This is a genomic window from Pseudoalteromonas piratica (genome assembly GCF_000788395.1).
Lineage (GTDB): Bacteria > Pseudomonadota > Gammaproteobacteria > Enterobacterales > Alteromonadaceae > Pseudoalteromonas > Pseudoalteromonas piratica.
In genome coordinates this window covers 1,057,368-1,077,288 of the sequence record NZ_CP009888.1, presented here as the reverse complement: position 1 = coordinate 1,077,288, position 19,921 = coordinate 1,057,368, and the positions used below count along the sequence as shown (strand labels likewise).

Annotated in this window: 18 protein-coding genes and 1 tRNA gene; 1 reads left to right on the top strand and 18 read right to left on the bottom strand. The window is 41.3% G+C overall.

The window, feature by feature from the left end; all coding sequences use genetic code 11:
- Nucleotides 1-97: 97 nt before the first annotated feature.
- The 3 genes from OM33_RS04930 to OM33_RS22320 all read right to left on the bottom strand — a co-directional run bounded on the left by OM33_RS04930 (nt 98) and on the right by OM33_RS22320 (nt 2,189).
- Entirely contained in the window at nt 98-871 is a 774-nt protein-coding gene (locus OM33_RS04930) for a DUF481 domain-containing protein (protein WP_038639471.1), read from the bottom strand.
- A gap of 9 nt (nt 872-880) precedes the next feature.
- Nucleotides 881-1,705 carry a mechanosensitive ion channel domain-containing protein gene (locus OM33_RS04925; protein ID WP_038639468.1) on the bottom strand — a complete coding sequence of 275 codons (825 nt, stop codon included), beginning with the start codon at nt 1,703-1,705 and terminating at the stop codon, nt 881-883.
- Between the two features lie 97 nt (nt 1,706-1,802).
- The gene (locus tag OM33_RS22320; RefSeq protein ID WP_081991007.1) at nt 1,803-2,189 is read right to left on the bottom strand and encodes a YbaN family protein; all 387 of its coding nucleotides are present in this window, start codon (nt 2,187-2,189) and stop codon (nt 1,803-1,805) included.
- Nucleotides 2,190-2,302: 113 nt separating this feature from the next.
- On the opposite strand from OM33_RS22320, the gene OM33_RS04920 reads away from it, so the two are divergent.
- Nucleotides 2,303-2,378, top strand: a tRNA-His gene (locus OM33_RS04920).
- A 334-nt stretch (nt 2,379-2,712) separates the two neighbouring features.
- Here OM33_RS04920 and lpxC read toward each other — a convergent pair.
- From lpxC to rsmH, 15 genes are all read right to left on the bottom strand, one after another.
- On the bottom strand, nt 2,713-3,624 hold the full coding sequence (gene lpxC, locus OM33_RS04915; protein ID WP_038639465.1) for a UDP-3-O-acyl-N-acetylglucosamine deacetylase: 912 nt from the start codon (nt 3,622-3,624) through the stop codon (nt 2,713-2,715).
- A gap of 91 nt (nt 3,625-3,715) precedes the next feature.
- On the bottom strand, nt 3,716-4,939 hold the full coding sequence (gene ftsZ / locus OM33_RS04910; protein WP_038639463.1) for a cell division protein FtsZ: 1,224 nt from the start codon (nt 4,937-4,939) through the stop codon (nt 3,716-3,718).
- Nucleotides 4,940-4,987: 48 nt separating this feature from the next.
- A complete protein-coding gene (gene ftsA, locus OM33_RS04905; RefSeq protein ID WP_038639460.1) occupies nt 4,988-6,220 on the bottom strand; it encodes a cell division protein FtsA in 1,233 nt (410 codons plus the stop codon).
- A 7-nt stretch (nt 6,221-6,227) separates the two neighbouring features.
- The gene (locus OM33_RS04900) at nt 6,228-7,016 is read right to left on the bottom strand and encodes a cell division protein FtsQ/DivIB (protein ID WP_038639455.1); all 789 of its coding nucleotides are present in this window, start codon (nt 7,014-7,016) and stop codon (nt 6,228-6,230) included.
- On the bottom strand, nt 7,017-7,931 hold the full coding sequence (locus OM33_RS04895; protein ID WP_038639452.1) for a D-alanine--D-alanine ligase: 915 nt from the start codon (nt 7,929-7,931) through the stop codon (nt 7,017-7,019).
- On the bottom strand, nt 7,928-9,337 hold the full coding sequence (gene murC / locus OM33_RS04890) for a UDP-N-acetylmuramate--L-alanine ligase (protein ID WP_199922529.1): 1,410 nt from the start codon (nt 9,335-9,337) through the stop codon (nt 7,928-7,930). Before murC ends, OM33_RS04895 begins: the two co-directional genes overlap by 4 nt.
- Before the next feature lie 33 nt (nt 9,338-9,370).
- Nucleotides 9,371-10,429 carry an undecaprenyldiphospho-muramoylpentapeptide beta-N-acetylglucosaminyltransferase gene (gene murG, locus OM33_RS04885; RefSeq protein ID WP_038639444.1) on the bottom strand — a complete coding sequence of 353 codons (1,059 nt, stop codon included), beginning with the start codon at nt 10,427-10,429 and terminating at the stop codon, nt 9,371-9,373.
- Nucleotides 10,426-11,598, bottom strand: a complete 1,173-nt coding sequence (gene ftsW / locus OM33_RS04880; protein ID WP_038639441.1) for a cell division protein FtsW — start codon at nt 11,596-11,598, stop codon at nt 10,426-10,428. The genes murG and ftsW overlap by 4 nt, the downstream gene beginning before the upstream one ends.
- A complete protein-coding gene (gene murD, locus OM33_RS04875; protein ID WP_038639438.1) occupies nt 11,595-12,902 on the bottom strand; it encodes a UDP-N-acetylmuramoyl-L-alanine--D-glutamate ligase in 1,308 nt (435 codons plus the stop codon). The genes ftsW and murD overlap by 4 nt, the downstream gene beginning before the upstream one ends.
- Nucleotides 12,903-13,985: a phospho-N-acetylmuramoyl-pentapeptide-transferase gene (mraY, locus tag OM33_RS04870; protein WP_038639435.1), complete on the bottom strand. Its 1,083-nt coding sequence runs from the start codon at nt 13,983-13,985 to the stop codon at nt 12,903-12,905.
- Nucleotides 13,979-15,364, bottom strand: a complete 1,386-nt coding sequence (locus OM33_RS04865; RefSeq protein WP_038639430.1) for a UDP-N-acetylmuramoyl-tripeptide--D-alanyl-D-alanine ligase — start codon at nt 15,362-15,364, stop codon at nt 13,979-13,981. Before OM33_RS04865 ends, mraY begins: the two co-directional genes overlap by 7 nt.
- A complete protein-coding gene (locus OM33_RS04860) occupies nt 15,361-16,821 on the bottom strand; it encodes a UDP-N-acetylmuramoyl-L-alanyl-D-glutamate--2,6-diaminopimelate ligase (protein WP_038639427.1) in 1,461 nt (486 codons plus the stop codon). The genes OM33_RS04865 and OM33_RS04860 overlap by 4 nt, the downstream gene beginning before the upstream one ends.
- A complete protein-coding gene (locus OM33_RS04855; protein WP_038639424.1) occupies nt 16,808-18,655 on the bottom strand; it encodes a peptidoglycan D,D-transpeptidase FtsI family protein in 1,848 nt (615 codons plus the stop codon). Before OM33_RS04855 ends, OM33_RS04860 begins: the two co-directional genes overlap by 14 nt.
- A complete protein-coding gene (ftsL, locus tag OM33_RS04850) occupies nt 18,652-18,978 on the bottom strand; it encodes a cell division protein FtsL (protein ID WP_038639421.1) in 327 nt (108 codons plus the stop codon). Before ftsL ends, OM33_RS04855 begins: the two co-directional genes overlap by 4 nt.
- Nucleotides 18,978-19,913 (bottom strand): 16S rRNA (cytosine(1402)-N(4))-methyltransferase RsmH, encoded by a 936-nt coding sequence (gene rsmH / locus OM33_RS04845; protein ID WP_038639418.1) that lies wholly within the window; start codon nt 19,911-19,913, stop codon nt 18,978-18,980. Before rsmH ends, ftsL begins: the two co-directional genes overlap by 1 nt.
- Nucleotides 19,914-19,921 lie beyond the last annotated feature (8 nt).

Here is a 19,921-nt window from a genome sequence, read left to right as displayed (position 1 = left end):
AAATTTAAGTTCAAATTCAACCCACAATTCTACCTGAGTTCATAGGCAAAAAAAAAGAGCGTTAAACGCTCTTTTACAATTTAGTTATGGCGATACGTTAAAAGCTATAAACTAAAGTAAGTACAGTTTCAGTATCCGTATTAACTTTGTCAGCATCAACTTCCGAGTTATGGGTCACATTAAAACCCACTTTCATTTGTAATGAACCATTAATTTTAGTTAGCAACGCCGTCTCAGAGATACTTTTAGTATTAGTACTACCTGATTCCACCTTCACTCTTTGAGTAAATTTAGCATTATCGCTAATCTTCCAGCTAAAGTCCGCTTTTGCAAGAGCAATAAACTCATCATCGCGCTCACCAGCTTTAGGGCGGCCATCTTTGAAAAACTCTTCATTTTTTTCTGAATATTGGAAATACTTATAACCAGGACCAAAATCAAATCCTAAAGTCATATCCGATTCATCAATTAAACGAAAACCATAACCGCCTGAAAGTACTGTTTCGTGACGATAAGCGCCAAAATAATCGCTATCATGCGTTAAGCCAACGAACAAATGAGCATGTTTTTCCTGAAGGTTATAGTTTGCTTGAATAGCAGCACCATATTTTTCATTTGTACGTTGCGTCTCTTTTAAACCACTTTCTAAAGTAACTTCGTCTTCTTTGTATAACGCATTGATTTTATATTCATTTGTCCAGCGACCAATATCATGTTTTGCATTAGCGCCAAACTTAAAGGTTGTCGTTTCGGTGTTACCACTAGTGATAATAGCACCTAATTCACTGCTTGCTTCCCACTCTTTTTCTTCTGCAATAGCAGCATTTGTCAGTGTTAATGCAACTAAAGATGCTAAATATTTTAATTTCATTGTTAAAACCTACTTCTCACTAATTTTATTTAAATGAACATCCATTTGTGGGAATGGAATAGAAATATCCGCTTCATCAAGCGCTAACTTAAAGTTTTCTTGCAAGTAAAAATAAACCGCCCAGTAATCTTCAGTTTTTGCCCATGATCGCGTAACAAAGTTAACACTTGAATCCCCCAGCGAATGCACACCAATGAAAAACGCAGGGTCATTTAGTACTTTGTCATTTGATTTGATCACCTTTTCAAGTACTTCACGTGTTTCTTTTAGACACGCGTCATAGCTAACGCCAACCATAATATCAACACGGCGAGTAGCCTGACGGCTATAGTTTACAATTGCACCACCCATAATTGCTGAGTTTGGCACAATAATGGTTTTGTTATCTGGAGTTAATAATTCTGTAGAAAAAATTTCTATTTTAGAAACGCTACCTGAATGACCAGCAGCATCAATAAACTCACCTGATTTAAATGGACGCAAAATAATGATCAACACGCCCGATGCAAAGTTAGACAATGAACCTTGCAATGCTAAACCAACTGCTAAGCCAGCTGCACCGAGTATTGCGATAAATGATGTTGTCTCAATACCTACTTGTGAAAGTGCCATTAAAACAGTTGCAGCAAACACTAAAGCATAAACAATATTGGCTAAGAATGAACCAACGGCTTTATCTACTTTTCTTTTTTCAATCGCTTTTTTAGTCAGCTTTTCAGCCATTTTCGCGATGCGTATGCCCACTAGGAGAATAACAATCGCAACAATTGCTTGTACTGCATAATGCAAAAGCATATCTGAGTTTTCGGTTAACCAATTAACTGCAGAATCCATAAGTATTCCATCCTTTGTTGTTGATTTAGGTAATTTTTAGAATTATAAAGATTTTTAGATTTATCGTCACTTTATTTAAGTTTTTCATCACACAAATTTAGTTTATGCGTGGTTGAGATGGACGAGTCCAAATAAATAGTAGTACACATGCGATAGTTACTCCGACAATCGCTTTTAACCAGGTAGCAAAGGAAAGAAAAACCAAAGGATATGAAACGAGCAATAGCATTGAGCTAGTCGCAATTATTTTTACCTTTAGTCGAATCACACCATACTTATCCCAATCACTAATTAAATGACCAAACAAGTGATGATTCAGCAGCCAGTTGTGTAATCGAGTGGAAGACTTGGAAAAGCAAAAAGCCGACAGCAAAACAAAAGGGGTTGTAGGTAACAAAGGCAAAAATATACCAATAACGCCCAACATCAAACTTAATAAACCAATAACTAGCCAAAATGAACGCAATACAGTTGCTTTTACCACCAGTAAACCATGAGAAACAATTTATTTAGCAAAAGCATAACATAAGTCTTCCCATAGCTAGATTTTTTATGTATTATGCGCGCCACACCAAATAAGGTGTTTCAAATTTTGTGGCGGCTGTAGCTCAGTTGGTAGAGCCCTGGATTGTGATTCCGGTTGTCGCGAGTTCAAGTCTCGTCAGTCGCCCCACTCCTTCTAAAAACCTTTTGAAAACATACAATAACTCACATTTATTCGCTTAAAGTACTTGTGCTTATTTTCTTGCGCACTAACACATTATCTGTTTTTCTCGAGCGTTCCCTTTTTCAAGCTAATGCCAGCGTCTTTAAAATTTTTTAGGTTCTTACTTAAAGCACTGATACCACAAAACGTTAAATGTCTTGCTTATTCTTTGCTAGCAACTTTAGCAATTTCAAGGTATTTCGCTTTCCTGAATGCTCGTACATGACGACACTAGGCAACATTTGTTAGGCATAAAAAAACGCGACTTGAGTCGCGTTTTTAAAGTTTATCTTTTAACTAGTTAAGCTTTTGCGGTTTCTAAACCAGGTGCAGCCATAGTAACAGACTCTTCAAAAGACGCCCATTCCCATGCAGTTTCAGTTGCCATCAACTTGCGCAGCAGCTTGTTATTAAGATCATGTCCAGATTTATAAGCAGTCACTTTCCCCAATAAATTATGACCTGTCATAAACAAATCACCAACACAGTCTAAGATTTTATGTTTAACAAACTCATCAGGGTAACGTAAACCGTCGGGGTTAAGCACTTTAAAGTCATCAAGAACAACGGCGTTGTCCATGCTGCCACCTAATGCTAAGTTATTTGCATGCATGTATTCAATATCACGCATAAAACCAAACGTGCGCGCACGACTGATTTGTTCGATAAAGTTTTTAGCAGTGATATCTAAACCGATACGCTGGCGACTTTCATTAATTGCAGGGTGGTTAAATGCAATTTCAAAGTCGATATGGAAACCGTCGTAAGGTTCAATTTCAGCCCATTTATCGCCATCTTCTACACGCACTTTTTCAGTAATGCGAATAAATCGTTTAGCAACATTTTGCTCTTCAATACCCGCTTTTTGAATAAGGTAGATAAAAGGTAGTGAACTGCCATCCATAATTGGCACTTCTGGACTGTCTAATTCAACAATTAGGTTATCCAACCCAAGCGCTGCGATAGCGGCAATTAAATGCTCGGTAGTTGATAAGCGGACACCGTCTTTATTGATTAAGCATGTACATAATTGAGTATCGCCCACAGCTTCAGGTGTTGTTTCAAAATCAACAACAGGATCAAGGTCTACACGGCGAAATACAATACCCGTATTCGCACTAGCAGGTCGGAGAGTGATAGAAACCTTTTCACCTTTGTGTAATCCAACACCTACTGCACTGACTTTTTCAGTTATGGTACGCTGCTTTATCATAGGCTATCCACTTATTCGTAAAAATTGGGCGGCGATCTTACCACAGATAAGACCAGCTGCCAAATTATGTTTATTTTTCAAACAACCTTAATTAGTCTGCTTGATTTCGTAAGAAAGTCGGTACATCAAAGTAGTCAGCTTTATCTTGCTTCTTATCTGTTGACGCGCTTTCTTTGACCTCAGTTTTCGCTTGAGGTTCAATTGCTTCTGGCGATTCAACATTGCCTGATTGAGCAAAGCTAGGTACAAAGACACCAGGTGTAGCTGTGTTGCTTGGCTTTGAGCTATTCGCTTGATTCGTATCAGAACCTGCTACTTTTTGAAAATCAGTACCAACAATACCAAACTGAGGTTTACGCTCACCACCTAAGCCAGTAGCCACGACTGTTACGCGTAACTCTTCAGACATATCAGGGTCGATTACCGCACCAACCACTACCGTCGCATTTTCAGATGCAAGCGCTTTAACATGGTTACCTACTGTTTCGAACTCTTCGATTGCAATGTCCATGCCCGCAGTAATGTTAACGAGAATGCCTTTAGCACCTGTTAAATCAACGTCTTCAAGTAATGGGCTTGAAATTGCCGCTTCAGCTGCTTCCTGTGCACGATCTGGGCCCTTAGCAGAAGCCGTACCCATCATTGCAGTACCCATTGCAGACATTACGGTGCGAACGTCTGCAAAGTCCACATTAATTAGACCAGAGCGTGTAATTAATTCAGCAATACCTTGTACAGCACCAAACAATACGTCATTGGCTTTTGCGAATGCATCTAATAATGTCGTACCTTTTCCTAATACTTTAAGCAATTTATTGTTAGGAATTGTAATCAGTGAGTCCACATGTTGAGAAAGCTCATTGATACCTTCTTCCGCAGCAGCTGCACGCTTTTTGCCTTCAAATTCAAATGGGCGTGTAACAACAGCAACAGTTAGAATACCCATTTCTTTGGCGATTCTTGCTACCACTGGCGCTGCACCGGTACCTGTACCACCACCCATACCAGCAGCAATAAAGATCATATCCGCACCTTCAAGGCCATTGCGAATCGTCTCTGCATCTTCTTCCGCAGAATCACGACCCACTTCAGGATTGGCACCAGCACCTAAACCTTGCGTAATTTGCGTTCCCAACTGCACAGTAACATCAGCAGATGACTTACGTAATGCCTGTGCATCAGTATTGGCTGCAATGAACTTAACGCCTTCAATTTGTTTCTTAACCATGTGCTCAACAGCGTTACCACCGCCACCGCCGACACCGATTACTTTAATTACGGCTTCTTCGCCGTGCTGTTCCATTAAATCAAACATGTTTAACTCTCCGACTAACTACCCAGTGAACAATCACTGAGTAAAAGCTTAAAACTCCCCTTGAAACCATTTTGTTAAACGGCTCCACCAATTCCCATTACCAGATTCTGTGGTGCGGTTGCTCTGGCTATGTTGCATCGTTCTACCGTACTGCAACAACCCAACTGACGTAGCAAATGATGGATCATTTACATAATCAGTAAGCCCAGCGATCCCTACTGGTTGACCAACGCGCACTGGCATTTGGAAAATTTCTTCTGCTACTTCAATAACACCTTGCATTTTGGCTGTACCGCCTGTTAACACGATGCCTGCAGCTATTTGTTCTTCTAATCCAGAACGGCGAATTTCTGTCATCGCCAGTTCAAAAATTTCTCTCATGCGCGGCTCAACAACTTCCGATAATGTGTGACGCGACATGATGCGTGCAGGTCTTCCGCCTACACTCGGTACTTCAATACTATCTTCTTGGCTTGCCAAGCGACTTAGGGCACTGGCATATTGTACTTTAATTGCCTCTGCATGCGAGATCGGTGTACGAAATATTTTCGCGATATCACCGGTAACTTGATTTCCCGCAACAGGTAACACTGCAGAATGACGCAGTGACCCCTGAGTATAAATTGTGATATCCATGGTACCACCACCGATATCAACAACGGCTACACCTAATTCGCGCTCATCTTCGGTTAACACCGAATCGCCAGAAGCAAGGGCAGAAAAAATAAACTGGTCAACACGCAAACCGCAGCGCTCAACACACTTTTCAATATTTTTAGCCATATCATTAGAGCAAGTAATAATATGAGCTCGCGCTTCCATTCGCACACCACTCATACCAAGTGGATTACGAATACCTTCTTGCATATCAACAGTATATTCTTGCGGTAAGGCATGCAGCATTTTACGTTCAGCTGAGATAGGCACTGATTTTGCGATGTGGATAACATTATCGATGTCATCATGGGTGATTTCAGTATTATTGATGGCAACCACACCATTTTCATTTTGACACTCAATGTGTTTACCCGAAATACCAAGGTAGACAGAACTAATACGGCAATCTGCCATTAACTCTGCTTCGTCTAATGCTCGTTGAATCGACTCAGACACCAAGTTGAGGTCGTTAACCCCCCCTTTATCCATGCCCTTTGCGTTTTGACTACCAACGCCAACAATACTCAACTGATTATCAGGTGTTATTTCCCCAACAACAGCAACAACTTTAGATGTACCAACATCTAAGCCGATTATGAGATTACGTTCAACTGCCTTGGTCATACCCTAGTTATACCTTATTATTGTTAGTTTGCTGTTCGGTGGGCTGCAGCCAACTCACAGCCAATCCCGTATCATACCTTAAATCTATCGACTCTACCTCTTTATCCGACGAGTTTTTTATTTCCGGATACAAATCGATAAATCGCTGAACTCGGAGCGCAATATCTTTGCGTCCAAGGTTGAGCTTTACACCACTTTTAAGCCATAGACGCCATGAAAAACGCTCAGATAATGCCAAACTACTCAGCTCTATTTCATTCAGCGCCAATAACTCTTTAAAGGTTTTAAATGTCTTCCACGCTTCGTTTTCACTGCCCTCTGGACCATACAGCATGGGTAACTTATTAAAAAACTGTTCTGCTGGTGCTTGAAAAATATCACCATGAGTATTTAACAATAAATCTTGGTTCCAAATAGCCACAGCCTGATGTTCAGTTACATAAACGCGCAATGTATCTGGCCATTGTTTGCGTACTGAGACACTAGCCACCCAGGGCAACTCAAGTAGCTTTTCTTGCACTTGATTAACATCAACATCAAAAAAAGTCCTTACCTTCAATGACTTGATTTTTCCAACGATATCCTGCTCATTTGTATATACAGGATTGCCATGCACCAAAACTTTGCTTAATTTGCTGTTTTTTTCTGTCGCCAAATATTCAGTTAATGTATCGACGCCTTGCCAAGTAGCAAACAATGTTAGACAAAAGAAACTCACACCCATAAGTAAAGACCAATTGGTTACAGCAACCAATCGTTTTACGTAATCAATCAATGTGAGTAACTTTGCTTTCATTTATAACGTCGAGTCCAAAATCTCTAAAACTAACTCACCAAAACTGCGACCTGAATCTTTAGCGGCCATAGGCACTAACGATTTTTCGGTCATACCTGGTACCGTATTGACTTCTAAAAGGTAAAATTGACCATTTTCATCACGCATAGCATCTACACGCCCCCAATCTTTGGCACCGACTAAGGCAAACGCTTGCGTAGCAATGCGTTGCAAATATTCCGTTTCCGAAGGCGCTAAATCTGCAGGGCAATGATAGCTTGTCGTAGTAGACTTATATTTTGCTTCGTAATCATAAAAACCACGTGGAGTACGCATTTCTATAACGGATAATGCCTGATCATTTAACATGCTCACAGTGTATTCTGAGCCAGTGATCCACTGCTCTAACAGCACTTCATCATCAAAAGTAAACGCATTTTCAAGGGCACTGTTTAACTCTTCTGCACTGTTTGCTTTAGCCATACCTATACTCGAGCCCTCATGGCTCGGTTTAACCATCACAGCACCAAACTCAGCAATAATTGCTTCTGTATTAAAGTCTTCACCTTTTTTAACGGTTGTAAATTTTGCTGTTGGTAAATCATTTGCCACAAAAAGCTGTTTGCAACGCACTTTATCCATCGCTAACGCACTGCCTAACACACCACTTCCGGTATAAGGCAAGCCCATAAATTCAAGCGCACCTTGAATTGTACCGTCTTCACCACCACGGCCATGAAGTGCGATGAACACGCGGTCAATCCCCAACGTTTTAAGTTCTGTAAGCTCTTGCTCTTTTGGATCAAATGCAATCGCATCAACGCCATTAGCTAGCAAAGCGTTTAAAATAGCACTGCCAGAGTTTAGTGAAACTTCTCTTTCGGCCGAATTGCCACCTAATAAAACGGCGACTTTACCATACTGCTTTTGGCTCATTGTGCTACCTGCTTTAACTTTGTGATGTTCATTTCAGTTTCTGCAATTTGTTTAACCAACTGACCAATATTGCCAGCTCCTTGGGTTAACACTAAGTCATTATCTTTTAATACTTCTGCCAGTGCTGGAAAAAGCTCCTGTGGCGAAGCAATATACCTAGGCTCTTTACCGCGCTGCCTCAAGCTTCGGCATAAACTTTTACTATCAGCGCCGACAATTGGTTCCTCACCTGCGGCATACACTTCTAACAGCAACAATTCATCTACTTGATTTAGTACGTCAACAAATTCCTCATAGAGGTCGCGAGTACGTGTGAAACGATGGGGCTGATAGGCCATTACTAAACGTTTATCTGGCCAACCTTGTTTTGCCGCTTTAATTGTTGCTGCAACTTCTGATGGGTGATGACCATAATCATCAACTAACATCACGCTACCAGCCTCGTTGTTAAATTCACCATAATGCTGAAAACGTCGACCGATCCCTTCAAACTCTCTAAGCGCAGCTTTAATTGCACTTTCATCAACACCTTCTTCATAAGCAACAGCAATCGCTGCAGTTGCATTTAGAGCATTATGTTTACCTGGTAAGTTTAAAGTGATCGCAAGTGATTCCCCATTTGGTAATACCACGTCAAATGCACTACTACTTGCCGTTTGAGAAAAGTTAAGTAGTTGATAATCTGCATCCTCTGATTCACCATACGATACATATTTTCGGCTAAAGCGTGGCAATAATTCTCTTACTACAGGGTCGTCTATACAAGCTACGGCTAAGCCATAAAAAGGGAGGTTATGGATAAATTCAATGTAGGTGTCTTTCATGTTTTCAAAGTCACCTTGATACGTATCCATATGATCCGCTTCGATATTAGTGATAATACTGATCATGGGATTCAAGTGTAAAAAGCTTGCGTCACTCTCATCTGCTTCAGCAATCAAATACTGACCACTACCCAATTTTGCATTCGTACCGGCACTATTTAATAAGCCGCCAATAACAAACGTTGGGTCAAGTTCAGCCTTAGCAAAAATACTTGCAACTAAACTTGTGGTCGTGGTTTTACCGTGTGTTCCAGCAACCGCTATACCCTGTCTAAAACGCATCAATTCAGCGAGCATCTCAGCACGTCGAACAATAGGGATATGCTTTTCTTTAGCACATATAATCTCTGGATTAGTCTCATCAATCGCACTTGAAACGACTACAACATCGGCATTTTCAACATTTTTTTCCTGATGACCAATAAACACCTTTGCACCCGCCTTGGTCAAACGCTCGGTCATGGCACCGCGGTTAATGTCGGAACCCGTAATTGAATATCCTAAATGCAACAATACTTCCGCAATGCCACCCATACCTGCACCACCAATCCCGATAAAATGGATAGTGTTAATACGTCTCATGGCAGGTAAATTATCTTTTTTCAATGTGCTACTCTACTTACTAAATTCGATACATAAATTTGCAACATCGCGTGTTGCATCTAATTTGGCAGCCGCTTTTGCTTTTTCTGCCATTTCTATTACTAATGCTTTATCTGTGACATAAGGCTTGAGTAATTCAACCAAAGACTCTTTTGTCATATTCTTTTGCTGTATTAGCAAAGCTGCATTTTGCTTTACTAAATAATTAGCATTGGCAGTTTGGTGATCATCCACAGCGAAAGGAAAAGGCACAAATATCGCCATTTTTCCTGCTGCAGCAATTTCACTTACAGTAAGCGCTCCTGCACGGCAAACAACTATATCAGCCCACGCATATGCCTTATCCATATCGTGAATAAATTCGTTCACTTCGGCATTTAAGTCCAGCTTTTCATAACGTGTTGTAACTTCCGCTAAATGGCCTTTACCTGTTTGGTGGCGAATTGCCAAATTGCTTTCGCTTGCAAGTTGCTTAAACACTTCAGGCAACTCATCATTAAATACTTTTGCACCCAGCGAACCACCAACTACCAACACGTTGCATTGCGCATTAATTTTTTCAACCTGCATATTGGCAACGCTGCTGCGTACAGGGTTACCTATTATTTTGCAGTTATCACTTTCAAATGCAGACGGAAATGCTGCCATTACTTGATTTGCGATTTTAGCCAGCAGTTTATTGCTCAGCCCTGCTACGGCATTTTGTTCATGAATAAGTAAAGGTATACCTAACAATTTAGCAGCAACACCTGCAGGGCCCGTTACATAACCACCCATGCCCAATAATACATCTGGCTTTTCTTGCTTCATCACTTTACGCGCTTGCCAAATGGCCTTAATCACCATAAAAGGCGCTTTCAATAAACGCATCAATCCGTTACCTCTAACGCCTTTTACGTCAATATAACGAATTGCGATATTATGGCGCGGTACAACATCCGCTTCCATTCTATCAGCGGTGCCAAGCCAAACTACCTGCCACCCTTGTTCTTTCAAATAATCAGCAACAGCAATTCCAGGGAAAATATGCCCGCCAGTGCCACCTGCGACAATCATTATTTTCTTACTCATGATTTTCGTCCTCGTGTTGTGGCCTGTTTTGTTGCCATTTTCACCTCAAAATCCACTCTCAATAAAATACCTGCAGCCACGGTCATCACTAACAAACTAGAGCCACCATATGATACAAATGGCAGGGTTAACCCCTTGGTTGGTAAAATCCCCGCACTCGCACCAACGTTAACCATACTTTGAAAGGCAAACCAAATGGCAATACCTAAGGCCAAATAACCTTCATACTCTTTACCAGCTTTTAGCGCATTAAAACCAATATTGAGTGCTCTGAAAATCAGTACAAATAACACAGTCAATACACTGAATACACCAATAAAACCGGTCTCTTCAGCTAAAATTGCAAAAATAAAATCTGTATGAGCTTCTGGTAAGTACTGTAGCTTTTGTACGCTGTTACCCAAACCTTGGCCAAACCAATCGCCACGGCTATATGCCATTAACGATTGCACCAACTGATACCCTTTACCGAATGGGTCATCCCATGGGTCCATAAACCCTGTAATACGTGCACGGCGATAGGGAGAACTCGCGATGAGTAAAATCACTAAGCCTACACCTGTCATCATTAACGCAAAGAACTGCCATAGACGTGCGCCAGCTAAAAATAGCAAACCAATTGTAGTAACAAACATAACGACCACTGTACCTAGGTCTGGCTGCATTAAAATTAAGAAGGCATATACCATAAAAACAGCGAGCGGCTTGATAAAGCCTTTTAAGTTTTCTTGCACTTCTGACTTTTTACGCACTAAGTAACCCGCTAAGTAACAAAAGAAGAATAACTTTGCCACTTCAGAAACTTGAATATTAATTGGCCCCACGCCAATCCAACGTGTCGAGCCATTTACTTCTCGACCAATAATCAATACAGCGATTAACATTGGAATGCCCGCGAGCAACAAGGGGAGGTTCGCCTTTTTCCAAAAGCTCATTGGCAAGCTTGTCGAAAACAACAGCAAGGTTAAACTTAAAACCAAATAAACGACATGACGAATGGTAAAATGAAACGGATTATCAAACATCCGTATCGCGGTAGGCATAGAGGCACTAGTCACCATAATAAAACCAACACCTACTAAAATAACCATGCAGTAAATCAGTGGTACATCGTAAAGGTTATTTGAACGCACATGAAATTGTGCTTTTAAGAGCTCTAATGCCTTCATGCGTTTACCACCTTGCGCACAAGCTCACTAAACACTTCGCCGCGATGCTCAAAGCTTTTAAACATATCAAAGCTTGCACAGGCAGGCGCTAGCAGCACAATATCACCTGAAACAGCGCTTTCTTTTGCTTCTTTTACAGCTATTTCGAGTGATTCAACTTGTTTGCTATTTTCACTTAAAGCGGCGATTTTCTCTTTATCTTCACCAAAGGTAATTAACTGTTTTACATAGCTCGAAATTTCAGATTTTAGTGGCGAAAAATCAGCACCTTTACCCACACCACCAGCGAGTAAAATGATATTTTTGCCATTTGCTAAGCTCATCAATGCTGCTTGAGTTGCGCCGACATTAGTCGCTTTAGAGTCATTAACATAAATTACCCCATTATCTTCTGCAACCAGTTGGCAGCGGTGTGCCAACCCTGAGAATTGATTAAATGCACGCTTATAAATTTCAGAGGAAAGATTTAACCGAGATAACAAAGCCATTACAGCTAAAGCATTTAACTGGTTGTGAATACCAATTACTTTTAATTCACTGGTCTGGAGTTGTTTTTGACCATCAATGTTAAAAGCACCGTCTAATAAGTACAAATCCCCCTGTTTAATGCCAAAACTAACTTGAGGTTGATGCGCTGTATACGTTAATTCGTCATCGAGGTTAAGCACTGCAAGTTTGCTATGTAAATGAATACGCTGTTTAGCATTAACATAGTCTGCAAGGCTATCGTAACGATCCATATGGTCTTCGCTAATATTAAGCACACAACTTGCTTCGCATATCAATGAATGGGTTGTCTCTAATTGAAAGCTTGAAAGCTCCAAAACATAATAATCAAAATCTTGATCAACAACATCTAAAACAGGTGTGCCAATATTGCCAGCTAAGGCGACATCAAATCCTGCTTGATTTAAAACATCATAAGTAAGTGTAACAACAGACGATTTACCATTAGAGCCTGTAACGGCATATACAGGTTTAGTGTTGAGCCTTGCAAAGAGCTCGACGTCCCCAATTACTTCAACACCTCGTGCTATCGCATCTTGTATATACATATTTGATAATGCTATACCCGGGCTGATAACAATCAGTTCAGCATCATTAAACACCGAGTCTGTTAAAGCACCGAAGTGAACTCGAGTAGCCAGTTGCTCTGCAACCGCTAAATTCGGAGGTGTCTCACGGCTATCTACCACACTAAAATCAATATTTTTACGAGCAAAAAAACGCATTGTGCTCAGGCCGGAAACTCCCAACCCAAGCACTGTAATTCTTTTGTTTTTCAGTTCGTCTAAATAATTCATTTATCTCAACTTTAATGTTGCCAAGCCAGCTAAAACAAGCACAACTGATATAATCCAAAAACGCACAATAACACGTGGTTCTGGCCAACCTTTCAGTTCGTAATGATGATGAATAGGTGCCATTCTGAAGATACGCTGACCACGTAATTTGTAAGAGCCAACCTGCAAAATAACCGACAGTGCTTCCATAACAAATACACCGCCCATAATGACTAACACGAGCTCTTGGCGCACTAATACTGCGATAATACCAAGGGCACCACCTAATGCTAATGAACCCACATCACCCATAAATACTTGCGCAGGATATGTGTTAAACCACAAAAAGCCCAAGCCAGCACCAACAATCGCAGTACAAAGTACAACTAACTCACTAGCCTCAGGGATATACGGAATATGTAGGTAGTTGGCAAAATTTACATTACTCGTAACATAAGCAATAAAAGCAAAAGCACCTGCAACTAAAATAGTCGGCACAATAGCGAGTCCATCTAAACCGTCAGTTAAGTTAACGGCATTCGAAGTGCCCACAATCACAAAATAAGCCATTACGATATAAAACAACCCAAGCTGTGGCATAACCTCTTTAAAAAATGGCACAACTAACGCTGTTTCTTGCGGAAGTGCTGCGCTATAAAATAAAAATGCTCCCGCCGTGAGTGCAATAACTGATTGCCAAAAATATTTCCAACGGGCGATGAGGCCGTCGGTATTTTTACGAACAACTTTGCGGTAATCATCAATAAAGCCAACCGCACCTAACGAGCCAATTACAAACAAGGTAACTAATACATAGCGGTTACTGAGATCCGCCCAAAGTAATGTACTGGCAAAAATAGAGCCCAAAATCAAAATCCCACCCATAGTTGGTGTGCCTGATTTTGATAAGTGCGACTCAGGCCCATCATCACGTACCGTTTGACCAATTTGCATCAGTTGTAAACGACGAATTAATTTCGGACCAAAATAAAGCGATAGCATAAGTGCAGTTAATACACCCAAAATAGAGCGAAATGTTAAGTACGAAAATACGTTAAAGCCAGAGTAAAACTGGGTTAAATATTCAGCCAACCACATTAACATGACTGTTCACCTTTCTTATTATTTAGCTCGTCTACTAACAATTCCATGCGAGAACTGCGCGAACCTTTTATGAGTATTGTTGTGCGTTCGTTATTACTAGCTAGGTGGCCTGATAAAGCCTGCTTTAAAGCTTCAACGAGTTTTTCACGTGTTGAGAAGTGGCGCCCAGGCTGTTCAAATACATCACTTGCTGATTGACTCAACACACCTAATGTATATACATGGTCAATGCCTTTATTTTGGGCGTATTCGCCAACTTCTTGGTGATAGACACGTGCATCTTCTCCAAGTTCAGCCATATCGCCTAAAACAAGGATTTTTTCACCATTGATCCCACTGAGTAGATCAATGGCAGCACGAACAGAACCAGGGTTTGCATTATAGCTGTCATCAATTAATGTTAAATCGTCTGATACTTCAATAATGTTAACGCGCCCCTTGACCTGCGGCATGTTACTTAGACCCGACGCTACCTCAGAAAGACTAACTCCAAGAGGTAACACTAATGCTGCGGCAACAAGACTATTTGTTACATTATGTGAACCTGGAATTGGCAACTTAACAGGTACAGATTCACCTTTATAAACAAGGTTAAATTGTGCTCGACCAAAATCATCTAGCTCAATGTTTTCAGCCCAAATATCCTTTTGTTTAGTCGCGGAAAATTGCGTGACCTGTTTATCTTCAAGTCGTGCTAACCAATAATCAATAAACTCACTGTCAGCGTTAACAACCGCAACACCGTTATCTGGTAAGCCTAAGAAAATTTCACCTTTAGCACGTGCAACGCCAAATAAATCACCAAAACCTTCTAAATGAGCTTCAGCAACATTGGTAATAGCTGCAACCTGAGGTTTCACTAGATCTGTGGTGTAGGCAATTTCACCTAAGTGATTTGCACCGAGTTCAATCACGGCATATTGATGTTTTTCTTCAAGACGTAATAGGGTTAGGGGTACACCTATATCATTATTAAAATTACCATTGGTCGCTAGCACCTCACCGAGTTGCGACAAAATTGCGGCTGTCATCTCTTTAACTGTGGTTTTGCCCACACTGCCTGTCATAGCGACTGTTTTTGGTTTTACGTGAGCCATAACCGCAGCGCCTAATTTGCCAAGTGCAAGACGCGTATTTTCAACAACAAACTGTGGCATATCGACATCTTGAAGCGCTTCTACAATCAATGCTTTGGCACCAAGCTCTTGCGCTGTTTTGGCAAATTTATGGCCATCAAAGTTTGGCCCTTTCAGTGCTAAAAAAACTTCACCAGCCTGCAGTTGGCGAGAATCAGTTACGATTGTTGAAAATGGTGTATTTTCACCTTGGTAAGACACACCTAAGACATCCGCTATCCAATTGAGATCAGCCGAAATCATGCATTTTCCCCTTTTAAAATCTGCTGCGCAGCTAAACTGTCACTAAAGTGAACTGTGTTAGTGCCTATAATCTGGTAGTCTTCATGGCCTTTTCCGGCAATAAGTACAATGCCATCAGGTGAAGTGGAAGTAATCGCAAGCTTTATTGCGGCAAAGCGATCAAGCTCTACCACCGCTTTTTCTGGGGATTGAAATCCAGTAAGAATATCCGCTGCAATAGCATCAGCATTTTCAGTGCGTGGGTTGTCATTTGTTACAACCACTCTTTTTGCGTATTTTTCTGCAATCTGAGCCATCAATGGGCGTTTACCTTTATCGCGATCACCGCCACAGCCAAATACGCATGTTATGTTGTTACCAACATGGTGTGATAAAGCAACAAGCGCTTGCTCTAATGCATCTGGTGTATGGGCATAATCTATGATACAGGTTGGATAATTATCTGCGCTGAAAGCTTGCATTCTTCCGACTACCGCATCTAATTGTTCAATCTTATCAATTAACCAATCAAAGTCATATGCTAAATTCAGTAATGTCGCGAGTGCAGCGGTTAAATTATATAGATTAAATTTACCAAAAAGCGGTAAAGTAATTTGTCTTTCACCCCAGCTAGAACGAATAAGGCATTTGAGCCCTTGCTTGGAGTAAGTTGCATTATCAAATGAAACAAATGGATAGCTATTGTCGCTTGGCACATTTTCACCAAACACCACAGGGTTAGGTATTTTCTTTTCAACTAACCACTGTTTTACTTGCGCGTCATCAAAGTTAACGACATTACATTTTGTCGAAAACTCAGTAAGTAAGGTAAGCTTTGCTTCACCGTAAGCATGCATCGTGCCGTGATAATCTAAATGATCTCGACTCAAATTGGTAAACACTGCAATATCAAATTCACTATCATCAACTCGACCTTGTACTAAACCGTGTGAAGACACTTCCATTGCAACGAGTTCATAATCTCGCATTTGCGAGAACAAATGTTGTAATTCAATAGCTGAAGGTGTGGTATTTGCAAGTGCAGTGAGGTCATGTGTTTGTCCCCAACCAAGCGTTCCGATAACACCTGTTTTTTGCTTGGGTGCATTAGCAAGATTGGCGATCATACTGGTAACCGTAGATTTACCATTAGTGCCTGTTACACCGACTAATTTAAATTGCGCACTTGGCTTATTATAAAAGGCACTCGCAAACAGGCTAAGCTTATTTGCCAAGCCATCAATCACCAATACATTTTCACGCGCTGGTAAGTATTCGCATTGGCTATCAACCAACACGAGTGATGCGCCTGATGTCAATGCAGAATCAATAAAACGCGATGCATCAAGCTGATGACCTTTAATCGCAATAAACGCAGTACCGGGCGCAATGGCCCGGCTGTCTAAAGTCAGAGTGTTTGTTTCAATGCCGCAACTAGGTTCACCTATTGCGAGCAATGCGCGATCAATAGGTAACATAGTCTCGCCGTTGATTAAGTTGTGCGACCGCTTCTAAATCAGGTGCAACATTAAGAATACGAAGCGAGCCAGACATAATTTCAGAAAATGCAGGGCCAGCAACATCGCCACCATAATAAACATCACCGGCTGGCTCGTTAATCATTACAACAACAGCTAAGCGCGGATCGGATACAGGGGCTATGCCTGCGAAGTAGCCAACATATTCATCACCATAACCACCAAATGCGGCTTTTTTAGAGGTACCGGTTTTTCCACCCACACGGTAGCCATCAAGTTTAACGCGTGTTGCGGTACCGCCTCGCTCAAATACGCTTTCCATCATTTCAAGTACTGCATATGCATTACGTTTTTCAAATACACGCTCGCCATGCACCTTGCCATTTTGTTTTAGAATAGTTAGCGGGCGATTAATACCACCAGAACCAATAGCTGCATAAGCACGTGCCATTTGCGCGGTACTAACTGAAATGCGATAGCCATACGAAAGCGTTGCAACTTCAAAATCTGACCAACGTCCATGTGGTGTAAACAAGCCATCACTTTCACCTACCATGCCTGTTCCAGTTTCTTCACCAAAACCTAAACGTTGGAAGAAACCGATGAAATCTTGTTTTGGCATGGTTTGCGCTATTTTTGATACACCCACATTTGACGATTTTTGCAAAATTGTACGCAAATCCATTGGGCCATTATTCTTACCATCTGTAACAATACTACCGCCAACACGCATCCAACCTTTGGTTTTTATCACGCTATCATGGTCAATAGTGCCATATTCTAAGCCAGCTAAAACTGAAATAGGTTTCATCGTTGAGCCCGGCTCAAATAAATCAGTAATTGCACGGTTACGGCGTTTATGCGGTGCCGCATTTTTTAAATTGTTTGGATTAAATGACGGGCTATTCACCATCGCTAACACTTCACCAGTATGCACATCAACAACCATGGCACTACCCGAAGTGGCCTTATAGCTTAATACGGCAGATTTCAGGGAACGATAAGCCAATGATTGAATACGCTGATCAATGCTCAGCTGAATATTCTCAGGTTCAATGCGCGCACGCTCATCTAAAATTTCAATTTCTCGTCCTTGCGCATCTTTACGAATAGTGCGCTTGCCTGCTTCACCTGTCAGTGCTTCATTGTAAAGCTTTTCAATGCCTTCGATGCCTTCGCCATCGATATTGGTGAAGCCTAAAACATGTGCCGTCACTTCACCCGCAGGGTAAAAGCGTTTTGATTCATCTAGCAGATAAATACCCGGTAATTTAAGTTCAGAAATATAGCGTGCAACAGGCGGCGTAACTTGGCGTTTTAAATAAACAAAGCGACGTGAGCTATCACTTGTTAATTTGCCATCAACAAGTGGTTTTTGCAGGCGCAGCACTTCTGCTAAATCCTGCCAACGTGAATCGCTATTATAAATTTCTTCTTTTTGCTGTGCTAACCGTGCGGGGTCCTTATCAAGTGCAGCAACAGCTTGTTTAAGATCTAATTGATTTTCTCGGGCATGCTTACGGGTTAAGCTATAAGCCTTTGCAGTTAATGCTTTATCAAGTTGTTTTGGATCGCCATAAACACTTACTACAGGTACACTAATCGCAAGCTCATTACCGTGGCGATCTAAAATCAGGCCTCGTTGTACATTCACTTTTTCAACACGTACTGTACGTTTATCACTCTCAGACACAGCAAAATCAGGCTCAATCACCTGAATATATGCAGCACGAGCAACAAGGGTGGCAAATACTGCAAAAACGGTGGCGCACACAAGTAGGTATCGCCAGCGAATTATTGCGCCTTGTTTAGGTTTTGGGTTATTTCGTTTCATGGCAATACCACCAGCTTTTCATCCTTGCGTTCTGGTCGCTTCATGTCGAGTTTTTTCTTTGCAATGTCTTCAACACGGGCATGCTGTGCATAGAATTCACTTTCTACCACTAAATAGCCCCATGCCAGATCCAACTCATCTTTCTGTTGTAATAATTTATCTTGTTTGATCACTTCAGCACGTGACGCATCGGTGACCATCACAACGGCAAGTGCCGTCGCAAAAATAGAAAAAAGCAGCCCCAAAGTGACTTTCTCCCTAAAAAGTCCCTTAGTGATCTCGATAAACAGGTTTGGCTGACGCGTGTTATTTTTACTAGCCACTACAACCTCTTTGCGACCCTAAGTACGGAGCTGCGCGCACGGCTATTACGAGCTATTTCTTGCTCGCTTGGCTTAATAGCCTTTCCTATCGCTTTCAGCGTTAGGTTTTTATTTAGTTGATCTTCAGTTAAAGGCAGACCTCTTGGTACAGCCTCTCCTTTACTTTGCTTTTTAACAAACTGTTTGACGATGCGATCTTCTAGTGAATGGAACGAAATCACTGCGAGGCGACCATCTTGCTTTAATACGTCAAGTGAACCTTGTAATGCCGTTGTGATCTCTTCTAACTCACTGTTTATGTAAATGCGAATTGCTTGGAACGTGCGTGTTGCCGGATGCTTATTCTTATCTTTTACAGGCACAGCCTCATCCACTAACTTTGCCAGTTGTCTTGTAGTGGTAATTGGCGTTTCATCACGGGTTTCGATAATTTTTGTTGCGATACGGCGACCAAACTTTTCTTCGCCATACTTTTTAATCACAAAAGTAATTTCTTCAAGCTCAGCTTCCGCTAGCCACTCAGCTGCACTGCGGCCTGAACTCGGATCCATACGCATATCAAGTGGGCCATCGTTCATAAAACTAAAGCCGCGATCCGCTTCATCAAGCTGTGGGCTAGAAACACCTATGTCGAGTAGAATACCATCTACTTGATGTAACAAGTTCAAACTTTCTGCCACTTGGCGAATATTTGAAAAACGATCATGCACAATTTGAAAACGTGCATCATTTGCAAACTTTTTAGCAGCTTCAATTGCTGTAGGGTCACGATCTATCGCAACTAAACGACCATTTTCACCCAAGCGTTTTAAGATTTCACCCGAGTGGCCACCGCGACCAAAGGTACCGTCAATATAAATACCATTTGGCTTTATATCTAAAGCCTCGATCGTTTCATCGAGTAACACGGAAATATGTTGTTGGCTTTGAGACATAAGGCGCC